Source organism: Flavobacterium soyae, from assembly GCF_045348165.1.
GTDB classification, from domain to species: Bacteria; Bacteroidota; Bacteroidia; order Flavobacteriales; family Flavobacteriaceae; genus Flavobacterium; species Flavobacterium soyae.
This window is the reverse complement of record NZ_CP150845.1, coordinates 1,376,165-1,401,971: the sequence shown is the minus strand read 5'-3', so window position 1 is coordinate 1,401,971 and position 25,807 is coordinate 1,376,165. Positions and strand designations below refer to the sequence as shown.

General features: G+C 33.7%; 20 protein-coding genes and 1 tRNA gene. 8 read left to right on the top strand and 13 right to left on the bottom strand.

Going from position 1 to position 25,807, the window contains the following annotated elements; genetic code table 11:
• Positions 1 to 26: 26 nt before the first annotated feature.
• From AABD74_RS06235 to AABD74_RS06225, 3 genes are read right to left on the bottom strand one after another with little or no spacing between them, the layout of a single operon-like run.
• A complete protein-coding gene (locus tag AABD74_RS06235) occupies positions 27 to 1,058 on the bottom strand; it encodes an NAD(P)-dependent alcohol dehydrogenase (RefSeq protein ID WP_232677586.1) in 1,032 nt (343 codons plus the stop codon).
• Positions 1,059 to 1,077: 19 nt separating this feature from the next.
• On the bottom strand, positions 1,078 to 1,401 hold the full coding sequence (locus tag AABD74_RS06230; RefSeq protein ID WP_232677588.1) for an EthD family reductase: 324 nt from the start codon (positions 1,399 to 1,401) through the stop codon (positions 1,078 to 1,080).
• A gap of 57 nt (positions 1,402 to 1,458) precedes the next feature.
• Entirely contained in the window at positions 1,459 to 2,484 is a 1,026-nt protein-coding gene (locus tag AABD74_RS06225) for an NAD-dependent epimerase/dehydratase family protein (protein ID WP_232677590.1), read from the bottom strand.
• 225 nt (positions 2,485 to 2,709) lie between these two features.
• On the opposite strand from AABD74_RS06225, the gene AABD74_RS06220 reads away from it, so the two are divergent.
• Positions 2,710 to 4,134 (top strand): PLP-dependent aminotransferase family protein, encoded by a 1,425-nt coding sequence (locus tag AABD74_RS06220; RefSeq protein WP_232677591.1) that lies wholly within the window; start codon positions 2,710 to 2,712, stop codon positions 4,132 to 4,134.
• A 197-nt stretch (positions 4,135 to 4,331) separates the two neighbouring features.
• Here the strand turns inward: AABD74_RS06220 and AABD74_RS06215 are convergent.
• Together AABD74_RS06215 and AABD74_RS06210 are read right to left on the bottom strand one after the other, a co-directional pair.
• Positions 4,332 to 4,418: transfer RNA gene (locus tag AABD74_RS06215), tRNA-Ser, on the bottom strand.
• A gap of 62 nt (positions 4,419 to 4,480) precedes the next feature.
• Positions 4,481 to 5,350 (bottom strand): LysR substrate-binding domain-containing protein, encoded by an 870-nt coding sequence (locus tag AABD74_RS06210; RefSeq protein WP_406844995.1) that lies wholly within the window; start codon positions 5,348 to 5,350, stop codon positions 4,481 to 4,483.
• Positions 5,351 to 5,440: 90 nt separating this feature from the next.
• On the opposite strand from AABD74_RS06210, the gene AABD74_RS06205 reads away from it, so the two are divergent.
• Positions 5,441 to 6,682, top strand: a complete 1,242-nt coding sequence (locus AABD74_RS06205; protein ID WP_406844994.1) for an MFS transporter — start codon at positions 5,441 to 5,443, stop codon at positions 6,680 to 6,682.
• A 198-nt stretch (positions 6,683 to 6,880) separates the two neighbouring features.
• Here the strand turns inward: AABD74_RS06205 and AABD74_RS06200 are convergent, their stop codons facing one another.
• From AABD74_RS06200 to AABD74_RS06180, 5 genes are all read right to left on the bottom strand, one after another.
• Positions 6,881 to 7,912 (bottom strand): asparaginase, encoded by a 1,032-nt coding sequence (locus tag AABD74_RS06200; protein ID WP_232677594.1) that lies wholly within the window; start codon positions 7,910 to 7,912, stop codon positions 6,881 to 6,883.
• Entirely contained in the window at positions 7,902 to 9,038 is a 1,137-nt protein-coding gene (locus AABD74_RS06195) for a 1-acyl-sn-glycerol-3-phosphate acyltransferase (RefSeq protein WP_406844993.1), read from the bottom strand. The genes AABD74_RS06200 and AABD74_RS06195 overlap by 11 nt, the downstream gene beginning before the upstream one ends.
• Positions 9,039 to 9,102: 64 nt before the next feature.
• Positions 9,103 to 9,882, bottom strand: coding sequence for a TatD family hydrolase (locus AABD74_RS06190; RefSeq protein ID WP_406844992.1), 780 nt, complete (start codon positions 9,880 to 9,882; stop codon positions 9,103 to 9,105).
• 334 nt (positions 9,883 to 10,216) lie between these two features.
• Positions 10,217 to 10,939: a tetratricopeptide repeat protein gene (locus tag AABD74_RS06185; RefSeq protein ID WP_406844991.1), complete on the bottom strand. Its 723-nt coding sequence runs from the start codon at positions 10,937 to 10,939 to the stop codon at positions 10,217 to 10,219.
• A 2-nt stretch (positions 10,940 to 10,941) separates the two neighbouring features.
• Positions 10,942 to 11,526 (bottom strand): RNA polymerase sigma factor, encoded by a 585-nt coding sequence (locus tag AABD74_RS06180; RefSeq protein WP_232677599.1) that lies wholly within the window; start codon positions 11,524 to 11,526, stop codon positions 10,942 to 10,944.
• A gap of 130 nt (positions 11,527 to 11,656) precedes the next feature.
• Between AABD74_RS06180 and AABD74_RS06175 the strand changes: the two genes are divergently transcribed.
• The 6 genes from AABD74_RS06175 to AABD74_RS06150 all read left to right on the top strand — a co-directional run bounded on the left by AABD74_RS06175 (position 11,657) and on the right by AABD74_RS06150 (position 19,975).
• Positions 11,657 to 11,956, top strand: coding sequence for a hypothetical protein (locus AABD74_RS06175; RefSeq protein ID WP_232677601.1), 300 nt, complete (start codon positions 11,657 to 11,659; stop codon positions 11,954 to 11,956).
• Between the two features lie 189 nt (positions 11,957 to 12,145).
• Positions 12,146 to 13,123 carry a hypothetical protein gene (locus tag AABD74_RS06170; protein ID WP_406844990.1) on the top strand — a complete coding sequence of 326 codons (978 nt, stop codon included), beginning with the start codon at positions 12,146 to 12,148 and terminating at the stop codon, positions 13,121 to 13,123.
• 111 nt (positions 13,124 to 13,234) lie between these two features.
• Positions 13,235 to 15,187: a PKD domain-containing protein gene (locus tag AABD74_RS06165; protein WP_406844989.1), complete on the top strand. Its 1,953-nt coding sequence runs from the start codon at positions 13,235 to 13,237 to the stop codon at positions 15,185 to 15,187.
• 109 nt (positions 15,188 to 15,296) lie between these two features.
• Positions 15,297 to 17,957, top strand: coding sequence for a CHAT domain-containing protein (locus tag AABD74_RS06160; protein ID WP_406844988.1), 2,661 nt, complete (start codon positions 15,297 to 15,299; stop codon positions 17,955 to 17,957).
• Positions 17,909 to 18,346, top strand: a complete 438-nt coding sequence (locus AABD74_RS06155; RefSeq protein ID WP_406844987.1) for a retropepsin-like aspartic protease — start codon at positions 17,909 to 17,911, stop codon at positions 18,344 to 18,346. The genes AABD74_RS06160 and AABD74_RS06155 overlap by 49 nt, the downstream gene beginning before the upstream one ends.
• 177 nt (positions 18,347 to 18,523) lie before the next feature.
• Positions 18,524 to 19,975 (top strand): RNA-binding domain-containing protein, encoded by a 1,452-nt coding sequence (locus AABD74_RS06150; protein ID WP_406844986.1) that lies wholly within the window; start codon positions 18,524 to 18,526, stop codon positions 19,973 to 19,975.
• An 88-nt stretch (positions 19,976 to 20,063) separates the two neighbouring features.
• On the opposite strand, the gene AABD74_RS06145 is transcribed toward AABD74_RS06150, so the two are convergent.
• The 3 genes from AABD74_RS06145 to AABD74_RS06135 form a co-directional block, all read right to left on the bottom strand.
• Positions 20,064 to 23,240 carry an efflux RND transporter permease subunit gene (locus AABD74_RS06145; protein WP_232677612.1) on the bottom strand — a complete coding sequence of 1,059 codons (3,177 nt, stop codon included), beginning with the start codon at positions 23,238 to 23,240 and terminating at the stop codon, positions 20,064 to 20,066.
• 127 nt (positions 23,241 to 23,367) lie between these two features.
• A complete protein-coding gene (locus AABD74_RS06140; protein ID WP_406844985.1) occupies positions 23,368 to 24,435 on the bottom strand; it encodes an efflux RND transporter periplasmic adaptor subunit in 1,068 nt (355 codons plus the stop codon).
• A gap of 9 nt (positions 24,436 to 24,444) precedes the next feature.
• Positions 24,445 to 25,779 (bottom strand): TolC family protein, encoded by a 1,335-nt coding sequence (locus AABD74_RS06135; protein ID WP_232677614.1) that lies wholly within the window; start codon positions 25,777 to 25,779, stop codon positions 24,445 to 24,447.
• Positions 25,780 to 25,807: the final 28 nt, after the last annotated feature.

Sequence of the window (25,807 nt, the reverse complement as noted above, 5' to 3'; positions counted from 1 at the left end):
TATTTGGACACTTTCAAGGTCACATTTTAACTAATCTTAATCACAATTTTGCCAAATGCTCCTTTAGCTAAATGTTGATATGCCTCTATAGCCTCCTCAAATGAATAAATTTTTTCGATAACTGGTTTGATATTGTATTTATCAAAAGCCTTATTCATTTCTTCAAATGCTTTTAAATGACCAACCGCTATCCCTTGAACTCTTGTTCTTTTAAATATTACATTCATCAAGTCAAGATTCGTATTTTGCCCTTGTAAAAAACCAATTACAGATACTTGCCCTCCGACTTTGGCAGCCCTAACAGAATCATTTAAACCTTCGCCTCCTGCAATATCCAATATTTGGTCTGCACCAATTCCATTCGTTAGGTTTAATACCTCTGTTGCCCAATCAGGAGTTTGCTTGTAATTAACAATTTCATCTGCTCCCAAATCTTTCGCTTTTTGCCCCTTCTCATCATCACTTGTTGTTAAAATTGTTTTTGCCCCTAAAGCATGTGCTATTTGCAAACCAAAAATAGACACTCCGCCGGTACCTTGCAGTACAACGGTTTCCCCTGTTTTCAAATTTCCACATGTTACCATAGAATACCAAGGCGTTAAGGCTGCTATAGGTAAAGTAGAAGCTTCTTCATCATTTAATGAGGAAGGCGAAAAGACAGTAGAGCCTTCTTCTAATATCATGTATTCAGCCAGCCCTCCAGACAAAGGAGAACCTAAAGAAAACTCTTGTTCATTGTCGGCCGGTTTTCCGTCGATCCAATGAGAATAGAGATGCGATGTAACTCTGTCTCCAATTTTAAAACGATTAACACCTGAACCAATAGCAACAACAGTTCCTGAAGTATCAGAAACAGGAATTACTGGAAATTGTATTTTATCTGGTGTATAAATCCCGTCAACAATTGCTTTATCTCTGAAATTTAAAGAAACTGCACCAACCTTTATTAGGATTTCATTGTGTTTTGGTGCCGGTATATCAACATTATCTAATGTGAGATTCTCCAAGCCAAAAGCATGTAATTGCCAGGCTTTCATTGTTTTTAAATTTTCTTCCATTTTTATTTTAAAAAATTAATTATTCTACTACTTCACTAATCTGAAAGACTGGTTCAATATCTGTATAGTTAGGCACATCACTCATAATTTCGGCAAAATGCGGCACCAACGAATTTTCAAAAGTCTCCATACTGTCAAAGTATAGGTGTGCAACAATATGGTAGAATGGTTTTGAACCTGGTTCTCCGCCTGCAACGCCTTTGTCTACCGCAACATGTTTCAATGCATCCCCTGTTAACCTTTTAATCATTGGTAAATGACTGTTTTGATAGTAATCCAAGTTGAATTTTTTTCCATCAAGGTTTTTGTAATACGCGATTAGTTTAATCATTCCTTTTTCCATTTTAATTAAATTTTAGAATTGTTATTATTTGTTAATACTTAATTTATTTCAATAGTTTCAACGATTTGTCCATAAGAACTTAAGCATCAGTTCTGCATCCCATTCCACATTTTCCAGCATTTCCTGAGTACCTCCATGTTTTGGCTCCCAGCCAAGCAAAGCTCCGTTTGTGCTTTTCATTCTTACGTTACTGCCCCAAAACCAGCCTTTTTGTAAGCCAGTTACAGCTACAGGACTTGTTATAAGCTTTTTTGAATACAATATTTCAGCAATTCGATGAGCTGCATCTGACCAAACAAAATATTCACTTGCCGGATAGTAGATACCTTTCAATCCTTCAGGTGCGGTATCTTTAAGAGCAGAATCCATTACTAAAAGATATAGTTCAGCCAAATCAGCTACATGAACATTTGTCCATTGATTTTTACCTTCACCTACATACATCACTTTGCGGCTTACCAAAGACTGATATACCAGCCGGGGTATTTGAATAGACATACGGTTTTCTGCAAATGCGCCAAGTCCTTTTCCAAAAACAGTTGGAGGAACCATCAGATAGGTTTTCAAGAGCCCTTTTTTTGCTGCTGCAAAAACTTCAACATCTACAAAACGATGTGGTGCATAACCCGGAATAGATTCGTGGGCTTCAAAATCAGCATCATCCCAGACAACTGCTGCCAGATCTTCTAAAAGAGGACGACCTTCTCCATTAGAGTTTTCAGATAAAACACCTGCGCCTGAAGTGTGAATAAGAATTGGACGCTGTCCTGTTTGTTTTGCACGTTCTTCAAGTCCTTGAATAATAGCTTCTACACTTAGCAAATGGTCGCAATTAGCTGTATTAAATACAATATCTGCCTTTTGGGATTCTGTGGATATGATCTGCAAATCATTCAAAGTACCAAAAATTGGCTCTATGCCGAGTTTTTCTAATTTTACTGTATCTTCTTCATTACGAACAAGTGCTGAAATATTAAAGCTCTTTAAATAATCACGTGAAAGCATTAAGTGAAGAAAAGTACCACCAATATATCCTGTTGCTCCTGTAATGAAAATTTTCTGTTTGTTCTCAATTTGACTCATATTCAATAAATATTTTGTTGTTATTTATTTTGACAGCTGGTTTTTAAGCTTGTACAAAGTTCAAATAAATCTCAATCTAAAAACAGATTCAGATTTGATAAAAAAAAGAGTATCAGTTTGTTCTTTAAAGGAATTAAAATTGCTTTCTTTGTATAGCCCTTAATCATATAATCAACTGATTAAATTATACTTGAGAGCACAATATTGTTTTATATCTAAAATATCATGGAAACAAAAGAGAAGCTCTTTTTATATGAAGAGACTGCCGCTAAAATTGAGAGTTCTATAAAACAATTGCAATTGCAGCCGGGCGACAAAATTGCATCGGTTAGAAAAATTAGTACAGAATTCCATGTTAGTGTAAATACCGTTTTCCAGGCATATGCAATCTTGGAAGCTAAGGGAATTATTTATTCAAAACCTAAATCCGGCTATTTTATCAGCATGTCTCCAAAATCTGCAATCATTTCCCTTAAAAAAAATGATTTAACGTTACCTACAATAGTTGACATTACTGCAATGTCAGCAGTAATGATGAAAAAGGCAAAAGAAAAAGAAATTGTAAATTTCTCAATCTTAGCTCCGGTAAATGAACACTTACCTATTACAAAACTGAACAAGTATGTAACTTCATCCCTTTATGAAATTAGCAACGATAATTATCAATATCATCTTGTAGATGGACATCCAGCATTAATTAAACAGTTAGCTTTAAAAACATTTGACTGGCCCAACAGCATCAGCCAGGACAAAATTCTTGTAACGAATGGCTGCATGGAAGCGATAAACCTTTGTCTAGATGCAATTACCAAACCGGGTGACATTGTAGCTATTGAATCTCCTACCTATCATGGGATATTGCAAAGCCTCGAACAAAGAGGGTTACAGGCTTTGGAAATAGGTGTAAACCCAGAAACAGGATTATGTTTAGATGATCTCAAAGAAGGTCTCAAAAAAAACAAAGTTGCTGCCTGTATTTTCATGCCCAATTGCCACAATCCTGTTGGGTGCAAAATGCCTGAGGCTAACAAAATAGAGTTAGTCAATTTATTGGGCGGGTTAGACATTCCGCTTATTGAAGATGATGCCTTAGGAGAATTAAGTTTTCATTCAGCAGTTTTTCCTGCCAAAGCTTACGACAAATATAATAATGTATTATACTGCTCATCTTTTTCAAAAACATTAGCTCCCGGTTTTAGAATAGGCTGGGTGTCAGGAGGGAAATACCATCATGCAATTGAAAAATTAAAATATGGTTCCAATATGTCAACAAACAGTGTGCTTCAGGCTGCAATTGGAAAATATTTAGAAAGCGGGCAATACAATAAACATATCCGAAAAATGCGAAATGCACTTCAATCGCAAATGCTAAAATATCTAAGTACAATTTCTGAGATATTTCCTGCAGGAACAAAACTTGCAATCCCACAAGGCGGTTTAAGTATCTGGATAGAACTTCCACCAAAAATAGATGCTTATGCTTTACAAAAAGAAGCATTAAATAAAGGAGTAGGCATATGCCCCGGACATATATTTTCAACTTCTGATTTTTTTCATCATTACATAAGAATAAATTATTGTCCCCTATGGAATCATAAAACTGAAAAAGCAATAAATACATTAGCAAAAGTTTTACAAAGATTGACCTAAATCAATAATTACATTTTTTTACTTAACAGTTTGCATTTTCAAATAAATGATATAAAACTTTATCCTAATTTTTGATTTTTTACAGAATTGCGCTTTTATCTCCTTAAGATACGGTTTAATGAATAAGTCTGAAAAAGCAAAAAACCCTAGAAATCTTATGATTTTTAGGGTTTTGAAACTATTTTGAGATTTTTTAGCAGAAAGGAAGGGATTCGAACCCTCGATACAGTTACCCATATACTAGCTTTCCAGGCTAGCTCCTTAAACCACTCGGACACCTTTCTATTATTGGTCTGCAAAGAACACAAAAAAAATCGAGTTTAAAAAGTAAAATCTAAGATTACTTTTAAATGCTTTTACTAAATTCTTCCATAAATAATTTTACGGCTTTTTTTTGATAACCTCCAATCGTTAACATAAAAGATTCTCTTTTGGTTGCAACACCTGTAATTTGTATCGCCTTGAGCTGATCCCAGCCTTTTAACGCCTTTTCAGCCACGATCGTCGCCCAGTCACTGTTCTCTACCATTTGTAATAATGCGTGTATAGAATGCAGCTCTATTGAGATTTTAGGCTTCATATTAAACTTCTGGAATAACTCTTCTACAAATTCCCTGGAATTTGATCCTTTTCCGGGCAATACTAACGGGATGTTTTCTATTTTCTTAAAAGCTATTTTATCTAAATCTGCTAAAGCGTGGTTTTTGGAAACCGCCAAAACCATGTAAGAAGTAAACAAAGGCACTTTTTGAATTGGCGGTTCAATTTCGTGCGATGAAATAACCAAAACAACATCTAATTGATTATCCAGAAGCTTTTGTTCTAAAGCTTCTGTAGTTCCATATTCAACAACAATTTTCAGGTTCTGGTATTTTTTAGCAAATGTATTGACGATAGGAAGAATCAATAAACCAAAAATATAAGTTACACCAATTCGCAGTTCACCGCCAATCATTTCGTTTAAATCTTCAATGGCCTGTTTTCCATTTTCTACATTTTCTACCACTTTTTTAGCGTGAATTAAAAAAACCGATCCTGCTTCTGTAAGCTGTACTTTCTTTCCAATTCTTTTAAACAAAGGCAGGCCGAGTTCTTCTTCCAGTTTTTTTATTTGCTGCGAAAGCCCGGACTGCGTTACAAAACACAATTCTGCAGCCTTTGTAAAATGCAGCACCTCAGCCGTTTTAATAAAGTATTCGAGTTGGTAAATTTCCATATTGATAAGTTTTAATACTTATTATCAGTAAAATTATTAATTTTTCTAATGAAATCATAATCCCGACCTTTGTATTAAATATTTAAGATCATGTTTAAAGCGTTAAAATCAAAAAACTTCAAGTTATTCTTTTACGGGCAATCCGTTTCAGTTATTGGGACCTGGATGCAGAAAACTGCCATAAGCTGGATGGTTTACAGCATAACCGGATCTGTATTTTTATTAGGACTGGCTACTTTTTTAAGCATGATTCCGTCTTTATTTTTGGCACCGTTAGCCGGAAGTATTATTGGACGTTACGACAGACACAAAGCAATGCTTTTATTGCAGTCTATGGCAATGATGCAGGCAGGAGCTTTGGCAATTTTAATTTATTTTAAAATCTATAACATCAACTTTATTTTGGCTTTAAGCTTAATTCAGGGAATTATAAATGCTTTTGATATGACCTGCAGACAAACGATGATGATTGATATTGTTGACAATAAAGAAGATCTGCCAAACGCTGTTGCACTAAATTCAACTTTAAATAATTTTGCCAGAATTGCGGGTCCTGCACTGGCCGGAATTATTCTGCACAATTATGGTGAAGATATTTGTTTTATTGGAAATTTCCTTAGCTATATTCCGGTTTTAATTTCGCTTTTAATGATGAAAATTATGCCACACATCAAAGCGGTAGATAAATTTAAAATGTTAGAAGATTTCATTGAAGGTTTTGATTACGTAAAAAAAGAAGCCGAAATGGCCAAAATGCTTTTGATGTTAATGTGCAGCAGTTTATTTGTAATTTCTTTTAATACACTGATGCCGGTTTTTGCCAAAGATATTTTTAGTGGAAACGCACAAACTTTCAGCTGGTTTGAAAGCGCCGCCGGAATTGGTTCAATTTTATCTGCAATTTATTTGGCAAATCTTAAAAAATCAGACTACATGAGTAAAATAATGATCGCTGCGAGCTTATTATTGGGTTTTAGCATCATTATACTCGCGTATTCAAATAGTTTGACTGTGGCGCTTATTTGCATGGCCTTGAGCGGTGTGGGAATGATGGCACAAACTTCATCTATAAACATTTATGTACAGACACAAAGTGCGGTAAATATGCGATCAAGAAGTATTAGTTACTATTTAATGGCTTATCAGGGAATGATTCCTGTGGGAAGTTTAATTATCGGGTACGTTTCACACATTATCGGAACCAGACATACGGTTGCGATTCAGGGAATAATTTGTATTCTTTCTGTGATTGTTTATGTGTATTACAAAAAACATAAAACTTCTGAAGAATTGGAAACTTGTCCTGTTCCTTATGAAAATTCTAAATTTTAATAAATTCCAATAAAAAAATTCCAAATTCCAATTGTCGGTAATCTTGTCATTTCGAGGAACGAGAAATCGCACTAGAAATTCGACAAAGATTAGCACCATTAGGAACGGAGCTGCTTGTACGATTTCTCGTTCCTCGAAATGACAAACTATACTTGTTATGCGTTTTGGAATTTGGAATTTAAAATATTGGAATTTTATTTATAACGAAATCTCACCGCGTAAAGCAGTTTCAAAAACGTCTTTAAATTCATTTTGTGGAATATTATGACCCAGTAAATACATTAATTTTGTAATTGCGGCTTCTGTAGTAATATCTTTTCCCGAAATAACGCCAAGAGATTTTAAGGCTGTACTGGTTTCGTATTGTCCCATGTTTACGCTTCCGCCAGAACATTGCGTTACGTTTACAATGTGCATTCCAGAATTGATTGCTTTTTCAATTAAATTTAAAAACCATTCTTCGGTTGGGGCATTTCCTGAACCGTAAGTTTCTAAGACAATTCCTCGTAAACCAGGAGTAGCCAGTATCGAAGCCAAAACTACTTCGCTCATTCCCGGAAACATTTTTATAATCGCTACGTGATTGTCTAAGTTTTTATGAACAATTAAATCTGCACCTTCTTTTACCGGAAGAAATAAATGCGAATTCAATTTTAAATGTACACCAGATTCTACCAATTCAGGATAATTTGGTGCAGTAAAAGCTCTAAAATGTTCAGCGTTTACTTTTGAAGTTCTATTTCCGCGATATAATTTATATTCAAAATACAAAGAAACTTCATTGATAACAGGTTTTCCGTTTTCCTGCAATGAAGCGATTTGAATTGCTGTAATAAGGTTTTCTTTGGCATCGGTACGCAAATCTCCAATTGGTAACTGCGATCCTGTAAAAACAACTGGTTTTGCCAAATTCTCCAGCATAAAACTTAATGCCGAAGCCGAATATGACATGGTATCTGAACCGTGCAGCACCACAAATCCGTCATAAGCAGCGTAATTTTCCTCGATAATTGTGGCAATTTTTGTCCACATTTTCGGATTCATGTTCGATGAATCTATAGGATTTTCAAAAGAAACCGATTCGATTTCACAATCTAATTGTTTGATTTCAGGAATCTTCTGTATTAGTTTACTAAAGTTGAATGCTTTAAGCGCTCCGGTTTCAAAGTCTTTGCTCATACCGATAGTTCCTCCGGTATAAATCAAAAGTATTTTTGCTTTAGATGACATCTTGGTATTTTAATTTATTGACAACCGGATTAGCATACATTGCCAAAAATCCTTGTCTTGTAACAGGATTATCGCTGCCGATACGCATTTCTAAACGACGCTCAAAAAGTGATTTTTCACTTTCTTTATACAAATGAGCGAATCTTGTTGTTTCGTTTAAAATATCGTAAGCAATAAAATTAGTAGGCCATAATTGATAATTTGTTAAGATCGTATCATCAATAACTTGTGCCAAAGCCTGAACTTGTTTGTTAACGTTGTCATTTTCGGCAACAATTTTATCAATTTCAGTATCTAAAACATCGCCAACAGAAATATGTATTCTTTTTTTAGTTCCCATGATACCACTTAAAATGGTCATGAAATCTTCGTTTTTATCTTTAACGTAGACTTCGTTTTTTGATTCTGCCATTAATTGCGGCATTTTTAAAACATCAGTAGGATCATATTCATAAGAAATAGAAACCGGAACGATCCTTAATTTCTTAAAATAATCCATTAAGTTTTCTTCGTCAGAACCCATTCCAATCATTTTTAAAACGCCCGGATTGGTTTCGTCATTTCCATCTTTTGTTCTTCCTTCTCTTTGTGCAATCCAAACCGAACGATTTTCGCGAAGCAATAACTGCCCCATATATTCGGCAAGCAGTTTAGAACTTTGCAGCATTTCACGAGGCGTTAATCCTCTTAAAACCAAAAAGTTTCTGTTTAATTTTGCTAAAGTTGCCAAGAAAGCTTTTTTAACCAAATTGTCTCCAATTGCAGAAGCTGTCATTACCAAACCATGTTCAAACAAACAAACATTCAGCAAAGTGGTATCTAAAAGAATATCTCTGTGATTTGAGATAAACAAATAAGAAGTATTTGGTTCCAGTTTCTCAAAACCTGAAGTTGTTAACCCTTCAGAACTTTTCTCTAAAACCTTTTGTATGGTATTATAAATAAAATTGCATTGAAAATCACGAATAGAATGCGTTTTCTTTAATTGCTCTTTCCAAACTTCATCTTCAACTTCCGGAAAAGTAAAGTTCATCATGGTTTTCATCATTGGGTGATTTACAACATCATGAAGTGCTTCATTTATTTCGGAATCATAAAACGGTCGAATGGCATCAAATTTCTGCATTATTTATATTGGTTTTAAGTGGGCAAAAGAACAAAAAAAAAATCAAAGTTTTGTAAGGCTTGGGTTAAATCCCAAAAACGTCTTTTGAATTTTGAGTTGTTATTGCTGCAATCTCTTCTTCAGACACATCATATAAGTCTGCCAGCTTCGAAATTACATTGACTAAATAACTGCTCTCATTTCTTTTCCCTCTGTACGGAATTGGCGCCAAATAAGGCGAATCTGTCTCCAATACAATGTGTTTTAAATCGATTTGATTTAAAAACTGGTCAATTTTTCCGTTCTTAAAAGTTACCACGCCTCCAATTCCTAATTTCATTTTATAAGAAATTGCCTGCTGTGCTTGTTCTAAAGTTCCTGAAAAACAATGAAAAATCCCAAATAAATCTTCAGATTTTTCTTCTTCTAAAATTTCAAAGATTTCATCAAAGGCTTCGCGGCAATGAATTACGATGGGTAATTTGTATTGTTTTGCCAGCTGAATTTGTCTTCTAAAAGCTATTTGCTGTTCTTTTAAATGCGTTTTATCCCAATACAAATCGATTCCTATTTCGCCTACTGCGTAGAATTTTCGTTTTGATAATTCCGTTTCTACATGTGCTAATTCTTCCAGGTAATTATCTTTTACATAAGTAGGATGCAAACCCATCATTAGGAAAATATTATCGGGATAGTTTTTCTCTAAATCGTACATTGACTGTGTCACGGCAGCATCGATGGCAGGAATAAAAAAGCGTGTAACTCCAGCATCAATGGCGCGTTGAATCATTTCGTCACGATCCTGATCAAATTCTTCAGAATATAAGTGTGTGTGTGTATCGGTAATAATGGGTGCTGAATTCAATGGTCTAATTTTAAAGTTGTCAAAATTACGACAATATTAAAAGAATAGCAATTGCTTGTTGGAACACGGATTTTACGGATTCACTTCGTGAAAACGCGGATGAGAACGGATTTTTTATGCTTTTGTCAGACTGAGCGATCCCGAAGCTTCGGGAGAAGTCCCGCAAAGAAATGCGACAATCTTTGTCGAGCTGTTTGTGTGTCCTTCGACTTCGCTCAGGATGACATAGAGGACGTAAAAAACCTTTGACAAAGGTCTCTAAAAACAAAAAAACGCAAAGCTTTAAAACTTTGCGAATCTCTGTGTAAAATCTTTGTGTTTCTTTGTGGAAGTACTAATCCAATTGATGCAAAAGTTCTTCAACCTGATCGTAACCTTCGTAATCTTCAGAAATGGTTTCCAGTATTTTTTTGCAGCCTTCGTAATCTTTTTGTTTTAATTTAGATAAAGCCAGATACCAAACAGCTTTTTCTTTATAGGCAGAATTTCCTGCTTTCAATTCATTAAAAACAGCTTCGGCTTTTATATAATGGCTTTCTTCTAAAAGTGAAACTCCATAAAAAAATTGAATTTCTGCTGTTTTATTCTTTTGCAAAATGGTTTCAAAAAGCGGAATTGCTTTATTATATGTTTTATGATTATATGCTTTTTCAGCCTGTTTTAAAGTTTCATCAGCAGTTGATCTTTCAGTAAAAGAAGCATGTTCGGGATTATTGTAATCTCCATAAACCGGGTTTTGGTTGTAATTAAAAAAGAACAATCCGAACAAAACGGCAACCGAAGCAGCAACAGCCAAATACCAAGGTTTTAAACCGATAACTTTTGGTTTATTATCAAAATGTTTCTCTGCAATCTGACTCAGGTTATCTTTGAACGCTTGTCTTTCCTGTTCAAACCCAAATTTATTGTTCAGCTGAAATTGTATGTTTTTAAAAGTTTCAAACTGTGAAGCAAATTCAGGGTCTTCTAACAATTGTTTTTCAAAATCATTTTTTGCCTCAATTTTTAATTCGCCTTGAAGATATTCATCAAATAATATGTAGCGTTCTTCGTTCATGACTAATTGTTTTTTAAAGAATTAAAGTTTTTTGCTTCCTGAATCCACTGCGTTAACTGGCCAACACAAAGCGACTTTTTTTTACGAACATAACCATATGTTACATTTAGTTTTTCGGCAACTTCTTCCATCGATTTAATTTCAAAACTCAGCTTTAATAACTCTTTGCATTTGTCTCCTAATTTTTGAAACATGGTGTCAAAAAGCTGTTGTTTTTCATCAAATTCTTCGGTTTGTCCAATCAGTTCAAGAGCAGATTCATTTATAGATACTGCATCTTCGATAATTGTTACCCCTTTGTTTGATGTTTTTTTCAATTCATTGAGCCATTTTCTTTTACACAAAAGAAAAAAGTACGCATCAAACGGGCAGGTTAACTGCAGCGAATTGGCTTTGGCCTGATTAAAGAGCAAAATCAATACTTCCTGAATCACGTCCTGAGCATGGTCTCTATCGCCAGAATTGTTCATAATAAACATTACGACTTTAGGAACATACTTTTTATATATAGATTGGATCACTGTCGAATCGTTTGCAGCAAGTCCGTCAATATACTTTTGGTCAGGATGCACTTTAGTTTTACTCATAAAAAAACTTTTAATCAGATAAAGTTAAAAAAGAATCTCAAATAAATTTCAAATAAAAGGGTAACAATTAACAATTACAGTTGATATAAGGAAACAAAAATCTTTTAAAAGAGTTAAAAATTAAGAGAAAATGGAAACTTATCAATTTACCAGCGACAAGACTTTAGATCAATTTTACAAAATGATCTCTGCCAAAACCCGTAATGGCTTTGTAATCGTAGAACATAACGAGAAACTACCCTATGTTGTTTTATGCCGGGAAAAAAAAGTTATCAAACATTTTCTGCACTTATTTCTTACCTGTCTCACTTTCGGACTTTGGTCAATTGTCTGGATCTATTTAATTGTTACACTTTCGCGGAAGCAAAACATTCTCGTAGCTGTTGATGAAGACGGAAATCTCTTTGAAGACAAATGTCTTTCGGCATAAATCGAAAAAAAATAAAAATCAGGGGTAACAAACAAAACCACAAGTTGATATAAGCATATAAACACTATAAAAATATTTTTTGAAAACAGGGGTAACAATATCAAACCCTAATTTATATAAGATTGTAATTAATAACCAGAATCTGAAAACCACTTGACGATCAAGTCAGATTTATAAAAACTAGAAATTATGAACACAAATTTTAAAACTATCGGACTTTTATTTCTATTATTAGTTTCTTTTGTAAGCTGCGACACCAGCGATGGAGATGATACCGGCAATGTTATTCTGCCTCCAACATCGGCAGCTTTTAAAAGCATCAGCGAAAAAGGAGTAAAAAGAAATACACAAAACTTTACAATTACAGCCGGAGATGGTATGGTAACGCTAACATCTGCAAAAGGTGTAAAATTACACATCAACGGAAACTGTCTTACTAAAAACGGAAATGCTGTAACGGGAGAAGTTAATATCGAATATATTGAACTTTTTGACAAAGGAAATATGCTGGTTACTAATAAACCAACAATGGGAATTACACCAGACGGAAAGAAAAACCTTTTAATTTCTGGCGGAGAATTCTTTATTAAAGCTACACAAGGCGGTGTTGAATTACAAACTTCTTGTTATTTGAGTTTAGTGGTTCCAACTGCGCTGACTGACGGTTATGACAATGCCATGACATTGTGGACTGGTGTAATTGAGGAAGATGGTGATTTGGCCTGGAAAGATGCCAGAGGTGCTGACGGAAAAGGCGGCGTTCAAGGCGAAGGAAACAGTTACTATGTAACTTTTGGAAACTTTGGATGGACAAATGTTGACCGTTTCTATAGCGATCCAAGACCTAAAACCACTATTTTAGTTGATGTTCCAGACGGATACAATAACACAAACAGTGCTGTATATCTTTCTTATGATGGAGAAGGTACAAATGCTCTTGCAAAATTGGATACGTATACTGCCGAAGGATTGTTTAGCGAACATTACGGACAAATTCCAGTTGGTCTTGCGTGCCACATTATTTTTGCAACAGAAGACAATGGTAACTGGAGATATGCAATAAAAGGAGTGACTACGACTGCAAATGCCGTTTACACCTTTACACTAGCCGAAACAACAGTCGGTACCGAAGCTCAACTAGTTGCTGCAATTAATGCCATACAGTAACTTATAAATGCTTTTTTAAGAGAAAGTGATGATTTGCTCATCACTTTTTTTTACATTTAATCCTGTTTTAAAATTGATTTTGATGATTTTAAGACTAAAAACTGTCTAGTTATGAAACCACAACTGTCTATTTTCTTTATTCTATTTTCAATTTTCTCAATAGGACAAACCAAAGTAAAAGACACCATAACCCGAAGAGCAAATATTGGTTTTATCCAAAATGGAAATGCCGTTTCTTTTAAACCCGAAACGCCGCCGTTGATTCCAATTGCAGGCGCGCCAAAGCCTAGTTTTTCTTATTTATGGGAACTCGGCGACGGACATTACAGTAAAGAAGCTGAGCCAAAACATGTTTATAAAAACAAAGGAACTTATACAACAAGGCTTGCTGTAACAAACAATTACGACAACGGAAAACCTCCTGCAACGCGCCCGAAAAAAGTGGCTGTAAATGATATTACAGATACTAATTACAAAGACATTGCTTCTATTGCTGATCAAAATGGTTTTGCGATTTTAAAAAACTGCGATCCCATTCCGGAACAGGAAATGGTAGTCGTAGTAAGTTATCAAAATCTGGAGAATTATGTTTCCAGCGGAAAGCTTTATTTATTTTATAATGAGAAACAATTCAAACATAATAATTTCGAATTAAGCGATTTTAGAACCTATGCAAACGAGCGTGAAATAAAAGAAAATTTAGTTGCTTCTGTTAATGATCTTGACGATTCAAATAATTATGTGGCTTCCGCCGAAAACAGTTTCAAACTTAAAAAATACCGAAATACAACTACCGAAGAAGATCTCGATGCTTCGCTTTTAGATGCCAATAAAACCTATCATAATGTTTCGGTTTTAGAATTTGATGATGCAAATCCGGGAGAAACACGCAATGTTTTTTATACGTTTAAAACTACTCCCGAAATGATAAAAGATACGAGCGCAACGGTCACGATGCGCGGTATTTTTGTTCCGAATCGAAGTTATAAAAACCATAAGATTAAAAATCTGGAAATGGAAATCGTAACGTCGCACGATCCTAATAAAATGGGGTCTAACGGACGTTTTATGAATTATAGATTAGTCCGTTTTAAAAGAGTAAATTTCAAAACCCGTTTTCAAAATAACGGTGAAGGTCCGGCAAGAAAAATTCGTTTAGAAACCGATGTTCCGGATATGTTTGACAAGAAAACTTTCCAGATCGAAAGCATGTATCCAGAATGTCCGATTTGCCCAAAAGGCGAAGAACCAACCGTGAGCTGTCTCGATACGATTATCAAACAAAAGCAGATTATATTTACGTTTAAGAATATTTATCTTCCGGGAACGGAACAAAAAAATGTTCACGAAAAAGACAGTACAAAGGGTTTTGTAAAATATTCTATGAAGTTTGGAGAAGACTTTCATAAGGTAAAAACCAAAAGCCGAACTTCTATTATTTTCGACAAAAATGAACCTATTATTACCAATTATGCTACTACTAGATTTTTGCCGGGAATTTCGATTGGCGTAAAAGCGGGTTACAACTTTTATCCTGATTTAGATAAATCGACAAGTTATTTTGTGGGTGCGACACTTTCGCCTTTTAAATCGTATCGTTTTTACTGGCAGGTTGAATGGGTAAATGCTTTAAATCAATATAATAGTGCCGTTACGGTTGTCGACCAAATAAATACGAATGCAAACGGAGTAAGGCAATTGATACGTACCACTACAGCAACTGAAAATAAAAATATTAATTGGGAAATTCCTGTTTTGATTCGGTACAACATTAATAATTACATCGGAATTGGTGCCGGAATTCAGGCGAATATAAATGTCTCGCAAGAACAAAATCAGAACTTAACGATTGATACTTATGAAGGCGATAAAGAGAACTTTTTAATTGGTACAAAAACAGAAACCAACAATATAAAAACTTCTTTTACCGATTTTAAAACGGGTCTTTTGTTTGATTTAACGGCAGGTTTCGCCAGAATTGGACCGAGTTTGGGTGCACGTTATGTAATTAATTTTGAACAGAATCTTAATTACTTTCAGGTTTATGGAATATGGAAGTTTTAGTTTGTTTCACAGAGATACACAAAGGATGCACAGAGATACGCTAAGATTTTTTATTCTTTGTGTATCTCTGCGAAAAATCTTTGTGTATCTCTGTGGAATAAAATTTAATATGAACTTATATCACTTATATGGTTTAATTTTCCTCTTCATAAATCTGAATGTTTTTGGACAGAATCAGGAAGATAAAATATATAATGCTGTTGATAGTTTTACTGCTCATCCATCCGCGAAAGCGTTACAAAATTTAACGAATACCGAAGCTGATTTTTGGAGAAATCCAAAACCTAAAACCAAAGATGAATTTTTAGCAATTGTGGTTTTAAACTGTAATAAAGCCTATTATGAAAATCAGTTTGGGCAGACACAAAATGCGATTTCGAGTTATGAAAAAGCATGGCAGATTTACCAAAAACAGAAACTCAGCAATTATGATATTATTGAATTCTGCTTAAAACCTTTAGGGAATTTATATACAGTTTTGGGCGATTATGACAGCGCCGAAAATACTATTAAACAATATTTTTTTATTGTAAATACTTCTAAAAATTATCCTGACGCCCAAAAGCAAAAATTTGCTGCAATTTTGAATTTATCGAATGTTTATCAGAGTTCGGGGAAAATTTCTTTGGCAATTGAAGTTTTAGAAAATACTCTAAAAACAGAGCAATTATCGAATTCTCAGAAAGGTCTTTTATGGAATAATCTTGGAAATAATTATTTACTAAGTTCAGGAGGAAATTTATTGATTCCTGAAACATATAAAAAAGCTGAAAACGCATTTAAGTCTGCCGTAAAATCTCTGGAAAATGAGAAAGGACAATTAGAAACTTTATCAAATTCTTATAGAAGTCTTGCCACGTTTAATCGCCAGGGGCATAATTTCAAAGAAGCGAAATCTTATTTAGAAAAAGCGGAAAAACTCTTTTTAGAATCAAAAAATCAGCAACCTCGAAAATTGGCAAAATTATATTATGAAAAAGCTTTATTACTTTTTGATGAAAGAAAATATGATGAAAGTACAAAACAGATTTCGGCTGTTTTTAAAGTTTTAATTCCGAATTATAATTCAAAAGATATTTTTCCAAATCAAAATCAATTGTATGCCGAAACTGTTTTAATGGACGCAATCGATTTGCAAGCAGAAATTCTACAACTAAAGCAGCCTAAAAAAGCTTTAAAAGCTTTTGAACTTTCTTTTTACATTGAAGATTTATTGATGAATTCATTGGTTTATGAAAACTCAAAAATCATATCTCAATTACGATCTCGTAATCGAACTGAAAAATGTATTTCGATTTATAGTAATTTATATGAAACGGAAAGAAAGATTCAATATCTGGAAGAAGCTTTTCAATTGTCTGAAAGAACAAAATCGGGCATTTTGCAACGTTATCGTTCGAATATTAAAAACGCTTCCGTGAAAGAAAAGCAACTTTTACAAGAACTTCAGAACTTAAATAATGCTATTTTAAAAGAACAGCAAAAAGTTGATTTAGCTGATATTTCAAAAATAAATCAGTTAATAAAAAAGCAAAATGAATCAATGCTTTCGCTGAAAAAAATTCAGTCTGAAAATCAAGATTATCTTCCAGAAAATTGTGATTTAAAAGCTTTATTTTCAAAATTAGAAAATGATAAAGCAATGATGGTTTATTATTTTATGGGTTCTGAAAAATTGTATTATTTCACTTTGCAAGAGAACACAATTCAACTAAATTATATCTCGATCAATCATTTGGCAATTCCTAAAATTGTGCAGTTTGTAGATTATTTCAACGATGCAAATTCTATTACAAATGATATTTCAGGTTATAATAAATATGGAAAAGTTGTTTATGATTTATTGAAATTTCCAAAAAATTCGGTTTACCAAAATCTAATAATTGTTCCTGACGGAATTTTAAATTTCCTTCCTTTTGAAGCATTAATTACACAAGAATCAAAAACAACAAATTTTGCTAAAATGCATTATTTGTTAAACGATTTCAGGATTACTTATAATACCTCAGCCAATATTTATCTGAATTCAAAAACTGTTTCAAAATCAGAGAAAACAGTTTTGGGAGTTTTTCCGGTTTTCGAAAAAACGACTTTTGAATTGAGTTATTCTAAGAAAGAATTAGAATCGATTCGGAATAATTTTAAAGGGAAATATTTAGAAAATTCGAATGCAATTTTTTCTAATTTTAAAAATGATGCTGCAAATTATTCCATTTTACATTTGAGTACACACGCTTCATCAGGCGATATTGAAACTCCGGCAACCATTAAATTTTACGATCAGGAAATCTTATATTCTGAATTGTATAATCTGCATATAAATCCTGATTTAGTTGTTTTAAGTGCCTGCGAAACCGGAATTGGAAAATTGTATAAAGCCGAAGGTGCAATGAGCATTGCAAGAGGTTTTCAGTTTGCTGGCGCGCAGAATTTGTTGTTTTCTTTATGGAAAGTAAACGATTTTACAACTTCGGTTTTTATGTCTGATTTTTATAAAAATGTCAAGAATGATGTTTCTTATTTTGAAGCAAATTCAAATGCCAAATTGGAATATTTAAACGACAAATCGATTCCAAATGCGAAGAAATCTCCTTATTACTGGAGTTCATTTGTGTATTACGGTTCAATTTCTACAGAAGAAAAATCTGTAAATTATATTTATTATGTGATTAGCTTTTTGATTGTAATTGGTTTATTTTTGGTTTTCAATCAATATCGAAAATGGAAAATCTTCACGAGGTTCTCAAAAAAGAGAAATATAAAAAAATAAAATTCAAGGTTACTAAAACACAGCATCTTTCTATAAAAGCAAAAATTAACGGTGTATCTGGAAGTTTCATTTTAGATACGGGCGCATCAAACACCTGCATTGGTTTTGAAAGCATTGAACGTTTTGAAGTATCTGCAAAAAAATCCAAAACAAAAGCTTCCGGAGCCGGCGGAACCGGAATGTCAACCCAGATTTCTTCACAGAATATTTTACAATTAGGGAGTTGGAAAAATAAAGGTTTCACTATTGTAATTTTTGATCTTTCACATGTAAATGAGGCTTTACAATCTTATAAAGCAAAACCGGTTCACGGCATTATTGGTGCGGATGTTCTGCTTGAAGGAAAGGCAATTATTGATTATTTTAATCATTATTTGTATTTGAAATGATTACACAAATGTTTACTACTTTAAACATTCGTAAATAAATTCGAAAAAAGAAACAAAAAGTTATCAACAAAACATGGCAAAATAAAAATCTTATTTGATAGTTATTTGACAAATAGGTGTATTTTTACACAGAAAGCCAGTAAAATCAAGGCTTTCTTATTTGATGGTTATTTGATTATGGAACAAGAAAAGTTAATAAATATAGTAAACGACTTAATTAAACAGCCCAACGAAAGTGAATGGGTTGAATTCAAATTGAATTATCATTCGGCTGAGGAAATTGGCGAACGTATTTCTGCACTATCGAATGGTGCCTGTTTACATAACCACCCTTTTGGTTATCTAATCTTTGGAATAGAAGATAAAACTCATAAAGTTGTTGGAACTACTTTCAAAATAAAATCGCATAAAAAAGGCGGTGAAGAATTAGAAAGTTGGCTGATGAATCGATTAGCACCGAAAATAGATTTTAGGTTTCACGAATTTGAATATGAAGATGGAATAAATATAGCCATGATTATAATTCCATGCGCCGAAAACCGCCCAGTAGACTTTTTTCATATATCATATATTAGAATCGGCAGTTATACCAGAAAACTAAGTGAATTTCCTGAAAAAGAAGGCAAAATTTGGAGAAAAGCCCCAGACAAGCCTTTAGAAAATCGTGTTGCTAAAGCAAATGTTACATCTTCTGAAATAATAAGTTTACTAAATTCCCAAACTTATTTTGAACTATTAAAGCTTCCATACCCAAATACTCAGGAAGGTGTAATAAAAAAATTTATTTCTGAAAAATTTATAAAAAAGAATAAAGAGCTTTACGATATAACAAAATTAGGAGCTATTTTGCTTGCTAAAAATCTCGAAGAATTTGATGAAATAGGCAGAAAGGCGGTAAGAGTAATCGTTTATAAAGGAAAAAATAAAGTTGAGACAATAAGAGAGCAAATAGGTAAAAGAGGATATGCAGTTGGTTTCGACGGATTAATTGACTGGATTAATGGACAATTACCTGCTAACGAAGAAATAGGAAAAGCTTTTAGAAAAGAAACAAAAATGTATCCTGAAATTGCAATAAGAGAATTGGTTGCAAATGCTCTTATTCATCAAGATTTTAACGAAAAGGGATTTCCAATGATCGAAATATTTTCAGATCGAATTGAAATTTCAAACCCAGGTCTTCCACTTATAACTCCACAACGTTTTATTGACGAATATATTTCTCGAAATGAAAAATTAGCCGATATCTTAAGGAGATTTGGAATATGTGAAGAGAAAGGAAGTGGAATTGATAAAGTAATATTCTATAACGAAATGTTTCAATTACCTGCTGTTGATTTCATAGTTTCAGAAAAAAGAACAAAAATTACTATGTTTAGCTATAAAGAACTTAATCATTTAGATAAAAAAGATAAAGTTAGAGCATGCTATCAACATGCTTGTTTACGCTATGTGTCAAATGATATAATGACTAATCAAAGTCTACGAGAACGCTTCCAAATTGAAGAACAAAATTCCGCAATAGCATCAAGAATTATAAAAGATACAATAACTGAAGGTTTAATAAAAGATGATGATCCTTTAAGTAATTCAAGAAAATATAAAAAATATATCCCTTTTTGGGCTTAAAGAATAGATTCTCTATATTATTATAAAATTAAAAAATCCCAAACTCCTTTCGGAATCTGGGATTTTTCGTCTAAAATTAAATCAAAAATTAATGGGTATGTTTAGGATTAAAACCGTCGTCGCTTAATTCTGCATGTACATAATCTGCATGCATTTCAGCTTCGTAATCGATTTTTTCTCCTTTAGAGAATTTATGAATAATTTTCTCCATGATGTTATATATAACAGGAACCACAATCAAGGTTAGGAATAAAGAAGAAATTAATCCTCCAATAATTACCCAAGCCAATCCGTTTTTCCATTCAGCTCCAGCTCCAGATGCTAATGCAATTGGGAACATACCGAAAACCATCGCAATTGTAGTCATCAAGATCGGACGTAAACGAGCGTGGTTTGCCTGAATTAATGCCGTTCTGATTGACTCTCCTGCCGCTCTTCTTTGGTTCGTATAATCGACAAGCATGATCGCATTCTTACACACCAGACCAATCAACATGATAATACCTAAGATGGTAAAGATGTTCAATGAGTTATTAGTCAAAGCTAATGCTGTCATCGCACCAATAAACGAAAGTGGAATTGCAAACAATACTACAAACGGGTGAACGAAACTGTCATACAAACTCACCATTACAAGGTAAACCAAAATAATAGCGGCAAGTAAAGCAATTCCTAAAGTACCAAATCCTTCAGATTGATTCTCCTGGTCACCACCCCAAATGTAGTTTACTCCGGCTGGTTTTTTCAGTTTATCTAATTTTGCCTGCCATTGCTGAACGATTGTTCCTGACGGAACCCCAACGTTTTGTCCTTTTACAGTTACCGAAGCCGATTTGTCTCTTCGCTCTAACTGGCTAGGTCCGGAACCTTCTGTAATATCTGCAAATTGAGACAATTTAATTTGCTGCCCTGTTGCATTAATAAAAATCAAATTACTTACGTCTGCAATACTTTTTCTATCAAATGCATTATATCTAATGTTGATATCGTATTCGTATTCACCAGCTCTGTATTTACCATCTGTATTTCCACTAAAAGCAGTCTGCATTGTTAAACCAACTGTTTGGAGTGTTAATCCTAAAGCAGCCATTTTATCACGGTCTACTTTTACGTTAATCTCAGGGTTTCCGTCTTCAACAGTTAATTTAATCTCTGTTGTTCCAGGAATTGTACGTAATTCTGCTTCTGCTAATTTAGCAAATGCCATAGCACTTTCTGTTGAAGGACCTGTTACGATTAATCCTAATGTAGCATCTTCTGCAGTTCCTAAAATACCTACAGGAACTGTTTTTACTTTTGCTCCAACTAATACTTTTTCAAGTTTACGTTTAATTTTTGCTGCATAAACATTCGCATCATCTGTACGATCTTCTTGTTCGATCATTTTTACGTCAATCTCTGCTTTATAAGCTGTTGCCTGCGATGCTCCAAAACCTTCACTGGTTTGTCCTACAGTTGTAATTTGACTGTGAACGTATTCTTGAGATTTCAAATAAGCTTCTGCTTTTTGAGTCATAAAGTTTGTCTGCTCTAACGAAGCATCTTTTGGCATTTCTATCTGAACTAAGAACTCCCCACTATCTGAAGATGCGAAAAACTCCCCTCCAATGAAACCTCCAGCCATTAATCCAACTGTTGAAGCAAAAAACAATATAATTACAACAATAAAAGTTTTAATATAATGGTCTAAACACCAAGTCAATAAATGAGAAACCCAGTCTGTAAAACGAGTTAAATAATTTTCGAAACCAAGAATAATTCTTCCAAATAAATTCTTTCCTTCAATATGCTCCAATTTCCCGAAACGAGATGACAACCAAGGAATAATTGTAAAGGAAGCCAAAAGTGACAGCATCGTAGAAATAATAACCGTAACACAGAATTGCGTAATAATATCAGAAACTAATCCAGAACTCATTGCGATTGGCAGGAATACTACAACAATTACTAAAGTAATCGAAGTTACTGTACCTCCAATTTCTGCTGTACCATCATAAGACGCACGGATTCTGCTTTTACCCATTTCCATATGTCGATAAATATTCTCCAAAACCACAATCGCATCATCGACCAGAATACCTACAACCAGAGATAATCCTAATAAACTCATTAAGTTTAAGGTATATCCCATTAAATAAATTCCGATAAAAGTCGCAATTAACGATGCCGGAATCGAAACCATTACGATCAATGAGTTTCTGATACTGTGCAGGAAAAACAACATTACAAATGCTACCAGAATTACCGCGATCAATAAATCGTGTACTACAGAATCTGCCGCTTCAAGCGTAAAGATTGTACTATCTTTTGCTACCGCTAATTTTAACTGATTTACTTTATAATCATTTTCTAAAGTTGCAATTGTTTTTAATAATTGCTCGCTTACCGCTACCGCATTTGCATCAGATTGTTTAACGATTTGTAAAACAATTGCACTTTTTTGATCTACGCGCGATATTTTTTCAGCAATTTTCTGTGTGTCCTGAACATCAGCAATATCACTTAAACGAATTTGAATTCCGTTTTGAGACGAAACTACTAAGTTTCTTAATTCGTCAACACTTTTATATTTACCCGCTAAACGAATTAATATTTTTTGATCACGGGTCTGAATGTTTCCTGTTGGGAAATCTAAGTTTGAACTCAAAATATTTTGCTGTACCTGCGGAATAGATAATCCATACCCCTGCATTTTTACGGCATCTAGATTTACTTGGATTTCACGTTCAGAACCACCAATAATATTTACCTGAGCCACACCTTGTACACGAGATAAAATTGGCGCAATTTTTTTATCAATTAAATCATAAAATGCTGCTTCATCCATTTTTCCGTTGGCACCAATTGTCATAATTGGTAAATCACTCAGCGAGAATTTAGTTAATGCCGGTGTTTTAACATCTTCTGGCAAATCACTAATAATTGCATTGATTTTACGCTGTGCATCATTTAAAGAAAAATCGACTTTTGCATTCGAGGTCAATGTAATCGAAACGATCGATAAACTTTCGTACGATTTCGAATCAATTTTCTTGACATTTTCTAAAGATGCGATCGCATCTTCAATTTTCTTGGTTACAGTATTTTCTACCTCACTCGGAGATGCTCCGGGATAAACAGTAGAGATTGTAATAACGTTTTGTTCAAATTTCGGGATCAGCTCATAGCCTAGTTGGCTGTAGCTGAACAATCCACCAAGTGTCAGAATTGTAAACAATACAATTACTAACGACGGACGTTTTATGGATATTTCGGCTAATTTCATATTTTTTTAATGCTATAGGCTTTAGGCTGTAGGCTTTAAGCTTTAAGGTTTAATTCATTATTTTATTTAAGGCTAGGAGCTGTAAGCTTTAGGCTTTTTAAAAAGTTTATTGCCTACAGCTTAAAGCTTATTTAATAATTTCTACTGTATTTCCGTCTTGTAAGTTAATCTGACCTGTAACGATTACCTTTTCTCCATCAGATAATCCTTTGATAATCTCTACTCTATCACCCAAAATTCTTCCTGCTGTAACTTTTCTTAATTTTGCAACGCCATTTTCAACAACAAAGATTTCATTACTGCTTACACTTCCTACGAATGCATTTCTAGGTACAACCATTAAGTTTTGTTTTTGCTGATTTGATGCAAAGTTTGCAGTTCCGTACATACCCGCTTTTAGGTCGTTGTTTGAGTTGTTTGTGATTTCGATTTCAACCGGAAAATTTAAAGACTCATCAGCTTTTGCGGCAATAAAAGTAATTTTTCCAGAAAAAGATTTATCAGGATAAACACTAGCCGTTACATTAATATGGTTTCCTACTTTTAAACTTGCAACTTGATTTTCGTTTACTGTAACTACTAATTTTAGTTTAGAAACATTTACAATATCAAACAATGCTGTTGCCGGCATTCCTGTTAAAATAGATCCCGGCTCAATATATTTTTTGTTAATGAATCCATTAATTGGAGCTTTTACTTTAGTATCTCCTACATTGATATTTGCTTGTTTCAATTCAGATTCTGCATTTGTCAAAGCTAATTTTGCCTGGTCTAACTGCTGTTTAGTAACACCCCCTGTTTTAAAAGCATTTTCGTATCTGCTGTAATCAGATTTTGCATTTTGATAAGCTGCCTGAGCTTGTTTTGCACTTACATTAATAACATCACCTCTCATTGTTAATAATGTCTGACCTACTCTTACGTAGTCACCTTCTTTAGCTAAAACACTGATAACTTTTCCAGATTTTTCTGCAGAAAAAGTCAACTCCTGAATTGGCTGAAAGTTTCCGTTTGCAACGAAATCTAATGAAACTTCTTCTGTTTTTACTGTAGATATTTTTACAGAAACTGCTGCATTTTTTTCAGCAACGATATCTGTTTTTGCTTTATTTTCTTTCTTATTATTATTTAAGACATATCCCATCACACCTAGTGCTGCGATTATGATTGCGATTGTTATAATAGTTTTCTTCATTGTAATTAGTTATTTAATAAGAGATTTAAGTTCGCCTTTTGATTTGATTAGAGATATTTCGGCAATTTTATAATTTAAAACTGCTCTTGTATAATTATTTTGAGCTTCAAGTGATGCATTTTCGGCATCTAATAAATCGGTTAAAGATGCTAGCCCCTGAAGGTAATTGTTTCTTGTATTACTAAGAATTTCAGTTGCCAAACGCATATTTTCTTTTTGATTTTCGATCGTTACAAGATTATTCTCAATTTGAGCCATTGCATTTCTGTAGTCTAAATCAAGAGAAAGTTTAGTATCCTTCATATCTTCCTGAAGTGATCTGATTTGAACATCTGCTTGTCTTACTTTGGCACGAGTTCCAAAACCTGTAAAGATTGGTACGTGTAAATTTAATCCAATTGCAGAGTAATCTGACCAATAAACTCCTTTTTCAGGTTTTGCAAACCAAGGAAATTCAGGCCCCTGACCAATATAATTGTAGCCTGCAGTTAATGAAAGTGTAGGATAATATGCGGCTTCAACTGCTTTCTTATTATACACTAAAAGCTCTTCTTGTTTTTTCAAAAGCAGATATTCTGTTCTGTTTTCAACATTTGGCTGTTCTGTTAATGCAGCAGGAACAACTTCAAATTCTTCTTTTGGCATATCGATTACAGTTTCAATAGGCATTCCCATATAAAACTTTAAAGCATTTTCCTGCAAAGTAATCTGGTTTTTAATCTGCTGGCGTTCCGTGTCAATATTTGACATTTTTACAACAATACGATCTAAATCAATTTTTTTAGCTAAACCGTTATCAAACTGTCCTTTTACGATATCACGAACTTTTGTTGTGTTTACGTAGTTACTGTCTAACAAAATCAATCTTTCTTTTTGTACATAAACAGAATAGTAGTTATTTGCGACTCTTTCAATAACTTGTTCTTCTGTTAACTGATCGTTTATTTGATAAAACTCACGAGTAGATTTTGCCGCTCTTAATCCTGTAAAAACAGATTGATCGAAGATTGCCTGAGTTAAAGAAACTCCTGCAGTCGATGTCCATTTTTGACCAAATGCTGCCTGAATTGTAGTTCCAGGCGCACCAAATCCTGCTCCATCAATTACTGTTGTTTGAATTACGGGATTATAGGTTAAATTTCCGTTTGCAGAAATTTGTGGTAACGCTCTTGAACGTACTTCCTGAATTTTGTATTCGCTGTTTTCAACCTCAAGTTTTGCTTTTTTAGCATCGGCTTTATTTTGAAGCGCGTAGTTAATCGCATCTTTTAAGGTTAGGGTAGTTACTTGTGCGTTGGCCGACAGACCAATTGTGCACAAAAATATAAGAACTATTCGTTTCATATGTAATTAAATATTATTTATAGATTGA

What these genes read in the sequence shown, in the direction of transcription:
- AABD74_RS06235 (WP_232677586.1), bottom strand. Translation starts at nt 1,058, where the DNA reads ATGGAAGAAAATTTAAAAACAATGAAAGCCTGGCAATTACATGCTTTT.
- AABD74_RS06230 (WP_232677588.1), bottom strand. Translation starts at nt 1,401, where the DNA reads ATGGAAAAAGGAATGATTAAACTAATCGCGTATTACAAAAACCTTGAT.
- AABD74_RS06225 (WP_232677590.1), bottom strand. Translation starts at nt 2,484, where the DNA reads ATGAGTCAAATTGAGAACAAACAGAAAATTTTCATTACAGGAGCAACA.
- AABD74_RS06220 (WP_232677591.1), top strand. Translation starts at nt 2,710, where the DNA reads ATGGAAACAAAAGAGAAGCTCTTTTTATATGAAGAGACTGCCGCTAAA.
- AABD74_RS06210 (WP_406844995.1), bottom strand. Translation starts at nt 5,350, where the DNA reads ATGGAAATTTACCAACTCGAATACTTTATTAAAACGGCTGAGGTGCTG.
- AABD74_RS06205 (WP_406844994.1), top strand. Translation starts at nt 5,441, where the DNA reads ATGTTTAAAGCGTTAAAATCAAAAAACTTCAAGTTATTCTTTTACGGG.
- AABD74_RS06200 (WP_232677594.1), bottom strand. Translation starts at nt 7,912, where the DNA reads ATGTCATCTAAAGCAAAAATACTTTTGATTTATACCGGAGGAACTATC.
- AABD74_RS06195 (WP_406844993.1), bottom strand. Translation starts at nt 9,038, where the DNA reads ATGCAGAAATTTGATGCCATTCGACCGTTTTATGATTCCGAAATAAAT.
- AABD74_RS06185 (WP_406844991.1), bottom strand. Translation starts at nt 10,939, where the DNA reads ATGAACGAAGAACGCTACATATTATTTGATGAATATCTTCAAGGCGAA.
- AABD74_RS06180 (WP_232677599.1), bottom strand. Translation starts at nt 11,526, where the DNA reads ATGAGTAAAACTAAAGTGCATCCTGACCAAAAGTATATTGACGGACTT.
- AABD74_RS06175 (WP_232677601.1), top strand. Translation starts at nt 11,657, where the DNA reads ATGGAAACTTATCAATTTACCAGCGACAAGACTTTAGATCAATTTTAC.
- AABD74_RS06170 (WP_406844990.1), top strand. Translation starts at nt 12,146, where the DNA reads ATGAACACAAATTTTAAAACTATCGGACTTTTATTTCTATTATTAGTT.
- AABD74_RS06165 (WP_406844989.1), top strand. Translation starts at nt 13,235, where the DNA reads ATGAAACCACAACTGTCTATTTTCTTTATTCTATTTTCAATTTTCTCA.
- AABD74_RS06160 (WP_406844988.1), top strand. Translation starts at nt 15,297, where the DNA reads ATGAACTTATATCACTTATATGGTTTAATTTTCCTCTTCATAAATCTG.
- AABD74_RS06155 (WP_406844987.1), top strand. Translation starts at nt 17,909, where the DNA reads ATGGAAAATCTTCACGAGGTTCTCAAAAAAGAGAAATATAAAAAAATA.
- AABD74_RS06150 (WP_406844986.1), top strand. Translation starts at nt 18,524, where the DNA reads ATGGAACAAGAAAAGTTAATAAATATAGTAAACGACTTAATTAAACAG.
- AABD74_RS06145 (WP_232677612.1), bottom strand. Translation starts at nt 23,240, where the DNA reads ATGAAATTAGCCGAAATATCCATAAAACGTCCGTCGTTAGTAATTGTA.
- AABD74_RS06140 (WP_406844985.1), bottom strand. Translation starts at nt 24,435, where the DNA reads ATGAAGAAAACTATTATAACAATCGCAATCATAATCGCAGCACTAGGT.
- AABD74_RS06135 (WP_232677614.1), bottom strand. Translation starts at nt 25,779, where the DNA reads ATGAAACGAATAGTTCTTATATTTTTGTGCACAATTGGTCTGTCGGCC.